The sequence below is a fragment of the Rhizobium laguerreae genome, from assembly GCF_019778565.1.
In the GTDB taxonomy this organism is placed as follows: domain Bacteria; phylum Pseudomonadota; class Alphaproteobacteria; order Rhizobiales; family Rhizobiaceae; genus Rhizobium; species Rhizobium laguerreae.
Window position 1 is genome coordinate 161182 of the sequence record NZ_JAAXQT010000010.1, and the last position, 15457, is coordinate 176638.

Sequence of the window (15457 nt, forward strand, 5' to 3'; positions counted from 1 at the left end):
GTCATTTCCATTCGCGGCCCGCCTCGCGCGCCCGAAATTCGGTTTTCCCTTAATTCACAGCCCGATTGATCCGACGGGATTATTTCGTCTCCCGTTTGGGCTGTGCCATCCAACTCTCTATTTTTGAGGACCGGTCGCCGACACGGCGCCGAGCGATTAAAATGACTCGCAAGAAGCTCGACTTCCGCGCCGATGCCTATCGCCATGTGCTCGGCTTTGTTTTCCATCATTGGACCCATCGGCCTCTTTTGGTGGCCATTATTATTGTGCTGGTGGTCGTCAGCACTCTGGCCGAAGTCATGGTGCCGGTGTTTTCCGGCCGGATCGTCGATGCCATTGCCGGCAGCAATGCGGCTGATGGTGCTTTGCGCGCCTTCGTCATCGTCGTGACACTCGGCCTCACCAGCGTGGTGCTGCGCTGGTTCATCTTCAACGGCATCATCCGGCTGACGCTGCGCACCATGGCGGATGTGGTCAATAACGGTTTCCACAAGGTGCAGCGTTTCTCGACCGACTGGCACGCCAACAGCTTTGCCGGCTCGACGGTGCGCAAGATCACCCGCGGCATGTGGGCGCTCGACCAGCTCAACGACTTGCTGCTGGTCGCCCTGCTGCCGTCCATCGTCATGCTGGTCGGCGCCAGCATCGTGCTCGGCAGCTATTGGCCGATCATGGGGCTGATCGTGGCTGCGGGGTCGCTGATTTATATCGGCGTGACCGTGGCGCTTTCCATGGGCTTCGTGTCGCCGGCGGCAAGGCTTGCCAATGCCTGGGACACCAAGCTTGGTGGTGCGCTGGCAGATGCCATCAGCTGCAATTCGGTGGTCAAGGCGTTCGGCGCTGAAAACCGCGAAGAGGGACGCTTGCGCCACGTGCTGACCAAATGGGACAGCCGGACGCGACGGACGTGGAAGCGCGGCACGTTGAGCGGCACGATCCAGGGCTTCATGATGGTTTCCATGCAGGCAGGTATTCTGGGAACGGGCTTGATCATGTGGCAGCAGGGGCTGGCGACGCCTGGCGACATTACCTTCGTGCTGGCCATGTTCTTCGTTCTGCAAGGTTACCTGCGCAATGTCGGCCAGGACATCCGCAATCTGCAACGTTCCGTCAACGACATGGAAGAACTGGTGCTGCTCGACAAGATGCCGCTTGGTATCGAAGACAAGCCGAACGCCAAGCCGATCAAGATTGGCGAGGGCGAGATCGTCTTCGATCGCGTCACCTTCCAGTATGGTGCGCATCCCACCCCGCTTTATGAGGATTTTTCGGTCACCATCAAGCCGGGCGAGCGCGTGGGTCTGGTCGGGCATTCGGGCTCGGGCAAGACGACCTTCGTCAAGCTCATCCAGCGGCTCTATGACGTGAACGCGGGCGAAATCCGCATCGACGGCCAGGATATTGCGGCGGCCAAGCAATCAAGCCTGCGCGGCCAGATCGCGATCGTGCAGCAGGAGCCCATCCTGTTCCACCGCACGCTGGCGGAAAACATCGCCTATTCCAGGCCGAACGCCTCGCGGCGCGAGATCGAGCAGGCGGCGAAACAGGCCAGTGCGCACGACTTCATCATGGACCTTCCCAAGGGCTATGAGACGATGGTGGGGGAACGCGGCGTCAAGCTGTCGGGCGGCGAGCGGCAACGTGTCGCCATTGCCCGTGCCTTCCTGGCCGATGCCCCGGTGCTGATCCTGGACGAAGCGACGTCGAGCCTCGATAGCGAGAGCGAAGTGCAGATCCAGCAGGCCATGGAACGCCTGATGAACGGCCGCACGACGCTGGTCATCGCCCACCGGCTGTCGACGGTGCGAGCGCTGGACCGGCTGCTGGTCTTCGACAAGGGAAAGATTGTCGAAGAAGGCGACCATCAGGCGCTGATCAGGCTCAATAACGGTATCTATCGCCGGCTGTTCGAACGGCAGGCGCTGGAACTGACCAAGGGTCTGGTGGCGTGAACCGACACACGACAGCGCCGCACGTCTTTTCAGACGCGCGGCGCTATAGCACTTGCAATTGCTGATGCTACGTCCTGCGATACAGGAAATAGCGGCCTTCCTTGATGCCCTCCGGCAGCGGCAGCGCCATCAGTTCGGGATGCTCCAGCGGCAGCCCGCTGACGGCGATGCCGTCATGGGCGAGCACGCCGGCCATCAGCTGCGGCAGCCAGGTCAGCGTCACCGCGTCGATCTCGTCATGACCGGTGCCGATATCGGCATGGGCAAGGGCAGCGCCGATGCTGACGAAGGCCTGGCCGGACTCGCGGATATCGCCGGTCACCATGTCTTCCGCCGCTGGGGTCGAGGCCGAATAGGAACGGACTTCCCAGTCGAAAGCGACGATGCGACGGCCGGGAAAGTTCTCGCGCAGGTGATCGTAGGTGCGCCCGTTGCCGAGACCGAACTCCAGTACCGGGCCCGGCGTTTCCCCCACCAGATCGATGATCGCGTTCAAAATGTCGCGTTGAGCCGTCAACCGGCGAATGAAGCTGTCGAGGCGGCTCATCTATTCTATATCCGTCATGAAATCGTCGGCGGTCCTGGAGGAATTCCAGCAAAAGCGCGAGAGCGGTTTTGCGTCCGGAATTGCGTAAAAACAAAAAGTTAGAGCGTTTCCGTGCGTCCGAAAAAGCAGGAAATGCTCTAACACATGAAACCTTGCCAAGTCGATTGCCGTAAATGGGAATTGGCGTTGCAGTGGCGACATGGGTCTGTGCTAAGCTGGATGATATGAAAACCGTGACCGACGAAACCTTCTTTGGCGAAGTGCCGCTCTTCAGCGAATTTGAAGGCGTGACCGACGCCGCCAACTACCGGCCGCTTCCGGACGGATGGGTGCTGGCGCTGGCCGACATCGTCGGCTCGACGCAGGCGATCGCTGCCGGCCGTTACAAGGATGTCAACATGGCGGGCGCCAGCGTCATATCGGCGGTCTTGAATTCCGTCGGCAAGGGCGATTATCCCTTCGTTTTCGGCGGCGACGGCGCGCTGATTGCGCTTCCGGGTTCGCTGGAAAAGGCAGCGCGCGACGCCCTTGCCGCCGTGCAGGTCTGGGTCGAGGAGGATTTGAGCCTGACGCTGCGCATCGCAATCGTGCCGGTCGCCGACACCCGCGCCGAAGGCCTCGACGTGCGCGTCGCGCGTTACTCCGCGAGCCCTTATGTCACCTATGCGATGTTCTGGGGCGGCGGCACCAGCTGGGCCGAAAGACAAATGAAGCTCGGCCGGTACGGCGTTGCCCGCGCGGCCCCGGGAACGCGCCCCGATCTCAACGGTCTCTCCTGCCGCTGGAGCCCGATCGAAGCGCGCAACGGCGAGATCGTCTCGATCATCGCGGTTCCCGGCGAAGGCCGGCCGGGACAGGAATTCCGCGACCTCGTCAACGGCATCGTCGCCATCACCACCGAGCAGAACCGGGATAGCCACCCGGTACCGGCCGATGGTCCGAACCTTGCCTTTTCGCTGCACGGCATCAACCGCGAAGCCAAGGCCACCGCGCCGGCTGGACGGCGATTGCGGCAGAAGCTCACCATCTTCCTGCAGCTTGCCATCACCGTCGTGTGCTACAAGCTCGGCGTTCCGCTCGGCCGCTTCGACGCCCGCCGCTACAAGCGCGACGTCGCCGGCAATTCCGATTTTCGCAAGTTCGACGACGGGCTGAAGATGACGATCGATGTCGACGCCGAACACCTGAAGCGGATCGAGACACTACTGGAAGCGGCACGCGCCAAGGGCATTGTCCGCTACGGCCTGCATCGGCAGGCCTCGGCGCTGATGACCTGCTTCGTGCCGACGCCGATTTCGCGCGACCACATGCATTTCATCGACGGTGCGGCCGGCGGTTATGCGGTGGCCGCGAGCCGGATGACCGGCAAGTCGCTTTCTACAGCGCCGAGCATGATTTAACACCATGATCGCGCAAGCTTTCGACGTCGCGATCAACTGCACTGCGCAAGAACCTATTTTTCGTAATGAAATCGGCACTGGATGATTTCCAGCTGTTGGTTGGAACCCTTGCCAGTCACGCAGTAGACGAGTCGATGCTCTCCGAGGATGCGCCTTGACCAAAATCCGGATAGATCTCCCTTCAGTGGCTCTGGCTTGCCCAGACTTTTAAAGGGTGACCTTTTTGTATCCTTCAGGAGTTCGTCGATTCTCTCGACCATCTTCTGGTCGTTTTTCTGCCAGTATTCGTACTCTTCCCAGGAATTAGGGGTCCATTGCAATTTCATGTCAGAGAGTGGGATCGCTCTCTACCACCTGCCCCTCTCGAAGCTGTCCGAGACTTTCGCGTAGCCGGGCAGAATTAGCGGGCGTCGAAAGCAGGTGTAGCGTCTCTTGCATACTCTCGTACTCGCCTTCGGCAACCAAGACCATCGCTTCCGAGCCTTGACGGGTCACTAGCAGGGGAGCCCGAGAAGAGAGGACTTGATCAAAATAGGTTGCAATGTTTTGGCGGAACTCCGTCAAGCGAACGTGGGCCATCGACGTCCTTTCGTAACCATCAAGCGTACGGATATACAGATCGCTGGAAAGTCCAGCCATCACTTCACCCGCCATCTCTGTGGGGTCGCTGCCGAACACAGAGTCATGCAGTGACGTTTTCAGTCACGCCTTGATGATGTGATCGGCCGAAAGGCCGAGCCGGTTGAAGACGTTGCGCGTGTCGACGATCAGCGTGGCACTTTTTGCGAGTGCCGCATAATCCATTCTGTCGTGATCCGTCGCGACCAGCACAGCATCGTAGCCGGTAATGGTATCCGGCGTCAGCGCCACCGACTTGCGGCCTTTCAGCGCCTGGTATTCGCGCGTCGGCGGAATCTCGGCGACGAAGGGATCATGGTAATCTGCGTGTCCGCCACGCTCCTCGATGATCTCGATCAGCCGCAGCGACGGGCTCTCTCTTATATCGGCGACGTTCTTCTTGTAGGCGAGCCCGAGCACCAGCACCCTGCTGCGGCTCAATGCCTTGCCGGCACGGATGTCGAGGGCCTCGGCGAGCTTGCCGACGACATAACGCGGCATTGCCGAATTGATCTCGCCGGCGAGTTCGATGAAGCGGGTCGGCAGCTCGTATTCGCGCGATTTCCAGGTGAGGTAGAAAGGATCGATCGGGATGCAATGGCCGCCAAGGCCGGGACCGGGATAGAAGGGCATGTAGCCGAAGGGCTTGGTCTTGGCCGCGTCGATCACTTCCCAGACGTCGATGCCCATCGCCGCATAGACGGTCTTCAGCTCGTTGACGAGGGCAATGTTGACCGAGCGGAAGATGTTTTCCGTGAGCTTCACCGCCTCGGCCGTCGCGTTCGAGGAGACCGGAACGACGGTCGATACCGCCGCACCATAGAAGGCCTTCATCAGCGCCAGCGCCTCCGGCCCGTCGCCGGCAACGACCTTCGGGATGGTGGCGGTATGATAATGCTGGTTTCCGGGATCCTCGCGCTCCGGCGAGAAACCGACGAAGAAGTCGGAGCCGGATTTCAACCCGGTGCCTTCGAGAATGACTTTCACCACGTCATCGGTCGTGCCGGGATAGGTGGTGGATTCCAGCACGACGAGCTGACCGGGGCGCAAATGCGCCGCAATCGAGCGCGACGTCGCCTCGACGAAGGAAAGGTCGGGATCGCGATGCTTGGTGAGCGGCGTCGGCACGCAGATGATGATGACGTCGCAATCGGCAAGGCCGGCGAAATCGGTGGTTGCCTTGAAGCGGCCCGCTTCGATCTCGGCAACAAGCGCCTCATCGCTCACCGCGTCGATATAGGAGCGGCGGGCACCGAGCGCCACCATCTTGGACGGGTCGATGTCGAAGCCCGTGACCGCAAAGCCGCTGCGCGCCACGGCCATCGCCAACGGCAGGCCGACATAGCCGAGGCCGATGATGCCGGCACGGGCCGCGCGGGTCTCGATCTTCAGCAAAAGCGTCTCGAAGGGGGAGATGGTCAAGGCGGGATCTTTCAAACAGGGAAGAGAAGGCTGATCTAATGCATGAGCCGGGCAAATTAAACCCAGGCGCGGATCTTCCTCTTATCGCTGGCGGTGCTGCAGTCCTGGTTGCCGGTCGCTGCCCCCGCACTCGGCTGCTGCCACCTCCGCCTGGATCGAGGCCGTGGGGCAGATGACCGGCTGACGAAGCTTGCATAAAAGCGCAGCTGCGCTCGTATCCCTCGCGGCCTTGCTCCAGAAGCCACCACACGCTCCATCATCCTCGGGCTTGATCGCAGGATCTACGCTGGCCTCTATCGGGAGCAAACATGAATAACCGGCTCAGGCCTGGGATGACGGAGAGTGGGCCCCGTTCGTGCCAAGCTCGCCGTCGGCGCAGCGAATATGCGTCCTCGCCGATCTCCAGCAGGACAACACCTTTAGCCGGGTGTGGCGGAAATGACTCAGACCGCGCCGTTTGCTGCAACTTGAGCGCACAAAAAAACGCGGATCCCATTGTTTCGCATTTGCAGCATCCCTATTTTGACTTCCGATAATAACCACCGCGAAAGGACTACCCGTCCGATCCCCCGGTATGGGGAGCTGAGGGGCGCTGCTGCCGGGCTTTCGGCAGATCCGTTGACACAATAATACCGCTCGTACATCCTGATTTCCTTGTGACCTGCGCATGAAAATGTGCCGGCCGGGGGGACTTTTGGCTCTTGGGGATGGCGTGCCTTATGAGGATCATACCGAGAATGAGCACGATCGAATCCAGCGTGTCCTCCATCCTGTTGGACCGGGTCGCTGAATGGCTGACGAACTCCTCGCTGGCCGGAGACGAGCTTGAAAACATCGTCCGCGGTTTCTGCGAAAGGCTCACTTCCGCGGGCCTGCCGCTTGCGCGCGTGCATCTTTCTTTCTCGATGCTGCATCCACTCTACGACGCGCTGAGCTTCACCTGGCGGCGCGCCAGCGGCGTCACCATCGAGGGCTTCCGCATGCCTGCCGGGCAAAAGCCGGACCGCTTCCTGCAGAGCCCATATTATTACCTGCTCGACAACAATCTGCAGCACATCCGGCGCCGACTGATGCATGATGGGCCGAACGAATTTCCGATTTTCGAGGACCTGCGTAAGGACAGCATCACCGACTACCTCGCCTTCGTGCAGCCCTTCGGCGACGGCTCGGTGCAGGGCATGATGGGTTCCTGGTCGACGGACAATAACACCGGCTTTTCCGACGACATGATCGATGCGCTGCTGAGGATGCAGAACCATCTGGCGGTCGCCGCCAAGATGGCGGTGCTCGGCAAGCTCGCCAACAACATGCTGACCACCTATCTCGGCGGCGACGCCGGCAAGCGGGTGCTGAACGGCCAGATCCGCCGCGGCGACGGTGAGACGATCCGCGCGGCCCTCGTCATGGGCGACATGCGCGAATCCACCATGTATGCCGAAAAGGAAGGCCGGCAGGCCTATATCGACACGCTGAACCAGTTCTTCGACGCGATCGCCGCCCCGTTCAACCGCAATGGCGGCGAGATCCTGAGTTTCCTCGGCGACGGCTTTCTCGCCGTCTATCCCTGCGGACGCCACAAGGACCCATCGAAAATCGCCTGCGAGGCGGCGCTTTCGGCCGTCCATCAGGCGCAGGCGCGGGTTGCCGAACTCAACAGGGACCGCGAGCAGAAAGGCTTGACCAGGATCGGCTACGGCATCGGCCTGCATGTCGGCAACGTCATGTTCGGCAATGTCGGCCTCAAGGACCGCCTGACCTTCTCCGCCTTCGGCTCGGCGGTCAACGAGGTGCAACGCCTGCAGATCCTGACCAAGAAATACGGCCGCGAGGTCGTCGCCAGCCAGGCCTTCGCCGGCTATTGCGGCGGCGAATGGACGACGCTCGGCGAAGAGAAGCTGCGCGGCATCCGCCAGAAGGTGACCGTGCTGCAGCCGCGCGCGCCGGCGCCCGCGATCAACGTCGACGAGAGCTTCCGCGAGGCCGTGCAGAACGGACTCTCAGAAGCCGAGCAGGTCATTCTCCTGCATCGCGATGCAAAGAAACATGTCGAGCGCACCAGCATGGAGAAGTTCATCCAGTAAGCGCCTGCAACCCCTCTCATAATCTGCGCGTCTCGCCCGGGGAACTTCGGCGGGACGTGGGGGTTTTTCTATGATTGTCATCAGCTAGACACCCCGTTTGCGGTACGGTAGTGTGCCTTAACGGGGACATAGAAGACTGGGGAATTTCATTGGTATGGCGTCTGCAGCGGATCTGTTGCGTATTGAAAATCTCGACGTCTCCTTCTCGGTTTTCGGTGACCGGCTACGCGTCGTAAAACAAGCCAATCTTCGCATCCTTCCTGGCAAGGTCACCGCCCTCGTTGGTGAATCCGGCTCGGGAAAATCGGTGATCAGTCAGTCGGTCATGGGCATCCTGCCCAATCCGGCCAAGGCGACGGGCAGCATCCTCTTCACCGACCCGCTCGACGGCAGCACGACCGATATTCTGTCCTTTCCGCGCGACAGTGAGGAAATGCGCGACCTGCGCGGCCGGCGCATGGCGACGATCTTCCAGGAGCCGATGACCTCGCTCTCGCCGCTGCATACGATCGGCAATCAGATCAGCGAGGTGCTGCTGATCCATACCAAAACCGACAAGCAGGAAGCCCGTGAAAAAACCGAGGAGATGCTTGGCCTGGTCGGCTTCGCCAATCCGCACCGCACCTACGACATGTATCCGTTCGAATTGTCCGGCGGCATGCGGCAGCGCGCGATGATCGCCATGGCGCTGATCTGCAAACCGGCGCTGCTGATCGCCGATGAGCCGACGACGGCGCTCGACGTGACGATACAGGCGCAGATCCTGGAACTGCTCCGCGAGTTGCAGGCCAAGCTCGGCATGGCGATGCTGCTGATTACCCACGATCTCGGCATCGTCGCCAACATGGCCGACGAGGTGGTCGTCATCTATCACGGCGAGATCATGGAAGCAGGACCGGTCGAGGCGATCTTCCGCGATCCGCAGCATCCCTATCTCAAGGGCCTGATGGCCGCCGTTCCGCATTTCGACATGAAGCCCGGCGAGCGGCTGAAGGCGCTGCGTGACGTACCGGTCAATCTCGAAGCCCTGGTCGGCAAGAAGAAGCCGCTCCAGGCAGAGGCGCCGGGCGTGCTGCTTTCCGTCACCAATCTCTCGAAGACTTACAAGACGCGCAAGCGCGGTTTCCTCGGCAAGCAGGAAGCCGCCGTCTTGCGCGCGGTCGACGATGTCAGCTTCGATATCCGCCGCGGCGAATGTCTCGGCCTGGTGGGCGAGTCCGGCTGCGGCAAGACGACACTCAGTAAGATCCTGATGCGCGCCATCACGCCGGACAGCGGCGCAGTGGTGTTCAACGACGGCAAGGAGGTCGTCGACGTCCTCTCCGTCAAAGGCGCCGAACTGCAGGACATGCGGACCAAGATCCAGATGGTGTTCCAGGACCCTGTCTCCTCGCTCTCGCCGCGCATGACGGTGCGCAACATTCTGAGTGAACCGCTCGAGATCCATGACCGCGGCGACAGCGACGAGCGCAAGCGCAAGGTCGAAGGGCTGATGGCGGCCATTGGCCTCGACAAGCGTTATCTCAGCCGTTACCCGCACAGTTTTTCAGGCGGTCAGCGCCAGCGCATCGGCATCGCGCGCGCACTCGCGCTCGGCCCGAAGCTCGTCATCCTCGACGAGCCGGTCTCGGCGCTTGACGTCTCCGTGCAGGCGCAGATCCTCAACCTGTTGAAGGACCTGCAGAAGGAGCTGGGGCTTACCTATCTGTTCATTTCGCACAATCTCGCCGTCGTCGATTATATGGCCGACCGCATCGCGGTGATGTGCAAGGGCCGCATCGTCGAAATCGCGCCGCGCGAGATCATTCTGCGCGATCCGGTACACCCCTATACGAAATCGCTGCTCGCCGCCGTCCCCTTCCCCGATCTCGACCGGCCACTCGATTTCAAGGCGCTCAGGGAAAACGGCACCGCCGACAAGCAGAACTGGGGCGTGACCTTCACCGCCGAGCATGACGACGCGGCCGAGCTTGCCTATGCGGACCTCGGCGATGGCCATCTGGTGCGCGCCCGCAAGGGCGCCGATATCAGGGAGTTGCGCTGATGGTAACGCGTCGCATTTTTCTCGGCGGCCTCGTTGGCGCGGCGATCGCGCCCGCGGTGCTTCGGGCCGAACAGGCCGGCGAGCCGGAATTCCTCAAGGAGCGGCTGGCATCGGGTAGCCTGCCGCCGATGGCCGAGCGCATTCCAGCTCGCCCGCGCATCGTCAACCTGAAGGAGATGGGGCTGCAGCCCGGCACCTATGGCGGCACGGTGCGCACCATCATCGGCGGCCAGCGCGACATCCGGTTCATGACGATTTACGGCTATGCCCGCCTGGTCGGCTATGACAAGCACCTGCAGTTCCAGCCAGATATTCTGGCCGATTTCCACGCCGAGGACGAGAGGGTCTTCACTTTCACCCTACGCGAAGGCCATAAATGGTCAGACGGCCAGCCGTTCACGGCCGACGATTTCCGCTACTGGTGGGAAGACGTCATCCTGAACGAGAAGCTGACGCCCGGCGGCGGGGCGCTGGAGCTTCGTCCGCATGGCAGCCTGCCGCGCTTCGAGATGCTCGATCCGCTGACGGTACGCTACACCTGGGAAAAGCCCAACCCGATGTTCCTGCCGACCCTGGCAGGGCCCTTGCCGCTCGTGATCGTCGGGCCGGCGCATTACCTGAAGCAGTTCCACAAGAAGTTTCAGTCCGACGAAGCGAAGATGGAACAGATGATGAAGGCCAGCCGCGTCAAGAAGTGGCAGGACCTGCACATCAAGATGGCGCGCTCCTACCGTCCTGAGAATCCGAACCTGCCGACCCTCGATCCCTGGCGCAACACGACGCCACTGCCGGCCGAGCAATTCGTCTTCGAGCGCAACCCGTTCTTCCACCGCGTCGACGAGACCGGCAGGCAGCTTCCCTATCTCGACCGTTTCGTCCTCAACGTCTCCTCGTCGTCGATCATCGCCGCCAAGGCCGGGGCCGGCGAAGCCGACCTGCAGGCGACCGGCATCGATTTCAACGACTACACTTTCCTGAAGGAAGCCGAGAAGCGTTTCCCGGTGAAGGTGAACCTCTGGAAGCTGGCGCGCGGCTCACGCATCACGCTCTTGCCGAACCTCAACTGTGCCGACGAGGTGTGGCGCGGCCTGTTCCGCGACGTGCGCCTGCGCCGGGCGCTGTCGCTCGCGATAAACCGGCACGAGATCAACATGGTCGCCTTTTACGGTCTGGGAACGCCGAGCGCCGACACCGTGCTACCCGACAGCCCGCTCTTCAAACCCGAATATGCCGATGCCTTCGTCAAGTTCGATCCCGACGAGGCCAACCGCCTGCTCGACGAGCTCGGCCTGACCAGACGCGACGACGACGGCATCCGGCTGCTGCCGGACGGCCGGCGCGCCGAGATTACCGTCGAGACCGCCGGCGAAAGCAATCTCGATACCGACGTGCTGGAGCTGGTGCATGACCACTGGGCCAATATCGGCCTGGCGCTTTTTACCCGCACCTCGCAGCGCGACGTCTTCCGCAACCGCGCCATGAGCGGTTCGATCATGATGTCGATCTGGTACGGGCTCGACAATGGGGTGCCGACGGCCGATATGTCGCCCTCCGGGCTGGCGCCGACGCTCGACGATCAGCTGCAATGGCCGCTCTGGGGCATGCACTACCTCTCCGCCGGCCAGGAGGGCGTCGCACCCGACCTGCCGGAAGCCGCCGAACTGGTCGAGCTGCTCAAACAATGGGGCTCGACGGCGAAGTTCGAGGAGCGCCAGGTGATCTGGCACAGGATGCTGTCGATCTATACGCAGCAGGTCTTCTCGATCGGCCTCATCAACAGCACGCCGCAGCCGATCCTTCGCGCCGCCAAGCTGCAGAACCTGCCGGACAAAGCGCTCTACGGCTTCGACCCCACCTCCTATCTCGGCGTCTACATGCCGGATGCATTCTGGTACAAGGAGGCCTGAGGCGTGCTCAGATACATTCTCTGGCGCATCGCCGCCATGGTGCCGACGCTCTTCGTCATTTCGGCGCTGGTCTTCACCATCATCGAGCTGCCGCCGGGCGACTTCTTCGAGAGCCAGATCGCCGAGCTGCGGGCCTCCGGCGAGACCGCCAATCTCCAGGAAATCGAGGAGATGCGCCAGCAATACGGCTTCGACAAGCCGGAGATCGTGCGCTATTTCTATTGGGTCGGCGGCATGCTGCACGGCGATTTCGGCTATTCCTTCGAATACCAGCTCCCGGTTTCGGACGTGGTCGGCGAACGGCTGTGGCTGACGATCCTCGTCTCCTTCACGACGATCCTGCTCACCTGGCTGATCGCCTTTCCGATCGGCATCTATTCGGCGACGCACCAGTACAGCTGGAGTGATTACGGGCTGACCTTCCTCGGCCTGCTCGGCATCGCCATTCCAAACTTCATGCTGGCGCTGATCCTGATGTATTTCGCCAATGTCTGGTTCGGTCTGTCGATCGGCCATCTGATGGATCAGCAATATCTCAACGAGCCGATGAGCTGGGAAAAGGCGCGGTCGATCCTCTCTCACCTGTGGATCCCCGTGATCATCGTCGGCACCGCCGGCACGGCCGGTATGATCCGGCGGCTGCGTGCCAACCTGCTCGACGAGATGCAGAAGCAGTATGTCGTCACTGCACGCGCCAAAGGCCTGCCGCCGCTGAAGGCGCTGGTCAAATATCCGCTGCGCATGGCGCTCAATTTCTTCGTCGCCGATATCGGCTCGATCCTGCCATCGATCATTTCGGGCGCCGAAATCGTGGCGATCGTGCTGTCGCTGGAAACGACCGGGCCGATGCTGATCAAGGCGCTGCAGAGCCAGGACATGTATCTCGCCGGCTCCTTCCTGATGTTTCTCGCCTTCCTCAACGTCATCGGCGTGCTGATCTCCGATATCGCCCTCGGCTTCCTCGATCCCCGCATCCGTCTGCAAGGCAGGAGCACCAAATAATGTCGCCCCTTCCCGCACCCGGCGCGCCGCTGCCGCACTACGTCTCGACCGCTCCCTTTGATCCCCAGGCGACCGAAAACCTGACGGCGGCGCAATCGCGCATCCATCTCGCCTCGCAGAAGCAGCTGATGTGGTGGAAGTTCAAGCAGCACAGGCTCGCCTTGATCTCCGGTTTCTTTCTCGCCGCGGTCTACCTGATGATCGTGATCGTCGAGTTTCTGGCGCCTTATGGCCTGCACACGCGCAATGTCGACTTCATCCACGCGCCGCCGCAGCGCGTCCACTTCTTCGACAAGGGCAGTTTCGTCGGTCCCTTCGTCTACGGCCGCAGTATGGCGCTCGATCTCGACACGCTGCACCGCGTCTATACCGAAAGGCCGAACGACGTGCAGCCGATCCGTTTCTTCTGCCGCGGCGATGCCTACAAATTCTGGGGCCTTGTCACGTCGGACTATCATCTCGTCTGCCCGGCGATCGGCGGCCAGATGTTCCTGCTCGGTACCGACCGGCTCGGCCGCGACGTGCTTTCGCGCATCCTTTATGGCGCGCGGATATCGTTGACGATCGGCCTGATCGGCATTTCGATCAGCTTCGTGCTCGGCATCGTCATCGGCGGCCTTGCCGGTTATTGGGGCGGCTTTTTCGATCTCGTCGTCCAGCGCCTGATCGAAGTGTTGCAATCGCTGCCGAGCCTGCCGCTGTGGATGGCGCTGGCCGCCATCATGCCGGTGACGTGGAGCCCGATCGTCATCTATTTCGGCATAACGGTCATTCTCGGCATCATCGACTGGACCGGGCTTGCGCGCGCCGTGCGCTCCAAGCTGCTGGCGCTGCGCGAGGAGGATTACGTGCAGGCTGCGCAGCTGATGGGCGCCAGCACGCCGCGCATCATCGGCCGCCATCTGGTGCCTGGCTTCATGTCGCATCTCATTGCTTCGGCGACGATTTCGATCCCCAGCATGATCCTCGGCGAGACCGCGCTCTCCTTCCTGGGCCTCGGCCTTCGGCCGCCGATCACCAGCTGGGGCATTCTGCTGACGGAGGCAAAAAGCGTCAGCGTCATCGCCTTTTATCCCTGGCTGCTCTACCCGATCATTCCTGTTGTTCTTGTCATTTTGGCGTTCAACTTTCTGGGAGACGGCTTGCGTGATGCGGCAGATCCCTACAAATAGCAGGAAACGCGGCGGCCCATCACGGCACCGCCCCCGCCTCTTGGCCTCCGGACGGTGGGGGCACAAAGTATGTTGCTGACCCCAGAAGGGATGCCCATGTCCAGACGTCTCGAAGATGCGCGCATCCTCATGTACAGTCACGATACTTTCGGTCTCGGCCATCTGCGCCGCTGCCGCGCCATCGCCCATGCGCTGGTCGAGGATTATCGCGGCCTCAACATTCTCATCATTTCGGGAGCGACGATCGCCGGCGCCTTCGATTACCGCGCCCGCGTCGATTTTGTGAAGATCCCGAGCGTCATCAAGCTGCGCAACGGCGAATATACGTCGCTTGCCAGCCATATCGACCTGCACGAGACGCTGAAGATGCGTGAATCGAGCATCCGTCACACCGCCGAGACCTTCCAGCCGGACATCTTCATCGTCGACAAGGAGCCGATGGGATTGAAGGGCGAAGTCGAAGATACGCTCGCCTATCTCAAGGCCCGCGGCACGGTGCTGGTGCTGGGGCTGCGCGAGATCATGGACGCGCCGCATCTGCTCGAGGCCGAGTGGAAGAAGAACAGCATCATGCAGAAGATCGATCAATATTACGACAGCGTCTGGGTCTACGGTCCGCCGGAATTCTATGATCCGCTGATCGGCCTCGACGTGCCGCAAAGCCTGCGCCGGAAGATGGATTTCGTCGGCTTCCTGCAGCGCAGCGTCTCCAGGGGCAAGAGCTCGATCAACGCCCGCAAGGATAATTACCTGCTCGTCACCACGGGCGGCGGCGGCGACGGCTCCGATCTCGTCCACGACGTCATGAACGCCTACGAGGCCGATGCGACGCTGACGCAGAAAGCGCTCGTCGTGCTCGGGCCTTATATGCCGGCCGCCGAGCGCGCTAAGCTGGTGCAGAAGGGCGAAGCCATCCCCTATATCGAGGTGATCGAGTTCGACAACCACATGGAAGAGTTGATCGACGGCGCCACCGGCGTCGTCGCCATGGGCGGCTACAACACCTATTGCGAAATCCTCTCCTTCGATAAGCCGGCGCTCATCGTGCCGCGCGTCAAGCCGCGCGAGGAGCAGCTGCTGCGCGCCAAGCGGGCAAGCGAGCTCGGCCTCGTCGACATGCTGCTGCCGGACCAATCGGTCGACCCCACGATCATGGCCGAGGCGCTGAAGCGCCTGCCCTCCCGCCAGCCGCCTTCGAAGAGCGGCGGCAACATGCGTCTCGAAGGACTGGATCATATCTCGCAGACCGTCGGCCGGTGGATCGACGGCCGCGGCAGCCACCTTTCCCTCGTCGGCGCGGAATAGGGCAAAG

The 15457-nt window shown here is 61.7% G+C and carries 12 protein-coding genes; 8 read left to right on the top strand and 4 right to left on the bottom strand.

The window, feature by feature from the left end:
* The first annotated feature begins 161 nt into the window (after positions 1 to 161).
* Positions 162 to 1952, top strand: coding sequence for an ABC transporter ATP-binding protein (locus HFO71_RS27575; protein WP_077979943.1), 1791 nt, complete (start codon positions 162 to 164; stop codon positions 1950 to 1952).
* A 67-nt stretch (positions 1953 to 2019) separates the two neighbouring features.
* Here HFO71_RS27575 and HFO71_RS27580 read toward each other — a convergent pair whose 3' ends face one another.
* Positions 2020 to 2499: a class I SAM-dependent methyltransferase gene (locus HFO71_RS27580; RefSeq protein ID WP_077979944.1), complete on the bottom strand. Its 480-nt coding sequence runs from the start codon at positions 2497 to 2499 to the stop codon at positions 2020 to 2022.
* A gap of 173 nt (positions 2500 to 2672) precedes the next feature.
* Here HFO71_RS27580 and HFO71_RS27585 point away from each other — a divergent pair, with 173 nt between their 5' ends.
* The gene (locus HFO71_RS27585; RefSeq protein ID WP_077979945.1) at positions 2673 to 3899 is read left to right on the top strand and encodes a DUF3095 domain-containing protein; all 1227 of its coding nucleotides are present in this window, start codon (positions 2673 to 2675) and stop codon (positions 3897 to 3899) included.
* Between the two features lie 53 nt (positions 3900 to 3952).
* Here the strand turns inward: HFO71_RS27585 and HFO71_RS27590 are convergent, their stop codons facing one another.
* From HFO71_RS27590 to HFO71_RS27600, 3 genes are read right to left on the bottom strand one after another with little or no spacing between them, the layout of a single operon-like run.
* Positions 3953 to 4225: a Txe/YoeB family addiction module toxin gene (locus tag HFO71_RS27590; RefSeq protein ID WP_077979946.1), complete on the bottom strand. Its 273-nt coding sequence runs from the start codon at positions 4223 to 4225 to the stop codon at positions 3953 to 3955.
* A gap of 1 nt (position 4226) precedes the next feature.
* On the bottom strand, positions 4227 to 4553 hold the full coding sequence (locus HFO71_RS27595) for a type II toxin-antitoxin system Phd/YefM family antitoxin (RefSeq protein ID WP_312883797.1): 327 nt from the start codon (positions 4551 to 4553) through the stop codon (positions 4227 to 4229).
* 48 nt (positions 4554 to 4601) lie between these two features.
* Positions 4602 to 5939, bottom strand: a complete 1338-nt coding sequence (locus HFO71_RS27600; RefSeq protein WP_077979947.1) for a nucleotide sugar dehydrogenase — start codon at positions 5937 to 5939, stop codon at positions 4602 to 4604.
* Between the two features lie 737 nt (positions 5940 to 6676).
* On the opposite strand from HFO71_RS27600, the gene HFO71_RS27605 reads away from it, so the two are divergent.
* The 6 genes from HFO71_RS27605 (at position 6677) to HFO71_RS27630 (ending at position 15450) form a co-directional block, all read left to right on the top strand.
* On the top strand, positions 6677 to 8020 hold the full coding sequence (locus tag HFO71_RS27605; RefSeq protein ID WP_077979948.1) for an adenylate/guanylate cyclase domain-containing protein: 1344 nt from the start codon (positions 6677 to 6679) through the stop codon (positions 8018 to 8020).
* Positions 8021 to 8174: 154 nt separating this feature from the next.
* Complete coding sequence (locus HFO71_RS27610; RefSeq protein WP_221988664.1) at positions 8175 to 10064, top strand: ABC transporter ATP-binding protein; 1890 nt, start codon at positions 8175 to 8177, stop codon at positions 10062 to 10064.
* Complete coding sequence (locus HFO71_RS27615; protein WP_168259265.1) at positions 10064 to 11971, top strand: ABC transporter substrate-binding protein; 1908 nt, start codon at positions 10064 to 10066, stop codon at positions 11969 to 11971. The genes HFO71_RS27610 and HFO71_RS27615 overlap by 1 nt, the downstream gene beginning before the upstream one ends.
* 3 nt (positions 11972 to 11974) lie before the next feature.
* Positions 11975 to 12973, top strand: coding sequence for an ABC transporter permease (locus tag HFO71_RS27620; protein WP_025397708.1), 999 nt, complete (start codon positions 11975 to 11977; stop codon positions 12971 to 12973).
* Complete coding sequence (locus HFO71_RS27625; RefSeq protein WP_077979951.1) at positions 12973 to 14145, top strand: ABC transporter permease; 1173 nt, start codon at positions 12973 to 12975, stop codon at positions 14143 to 14145. The genes HFO71_RS27620 and HFO71_RS27625 overlap by 1 nt, the downstream gene beginning before the upstream one ends.
* Positions 14146 to 14241: 96 nt before the next feature.
* Entirely contained in the window at positions 14242 to 15450 is a 1209-nt protein-coding gene (locus HFO71_RS27630) for a glycosyltransferase family protein (protein ID WP_077979952.1), read from the top strand.
* Positions 15451 to 15457: the final 7 nt, after the last annotated feature.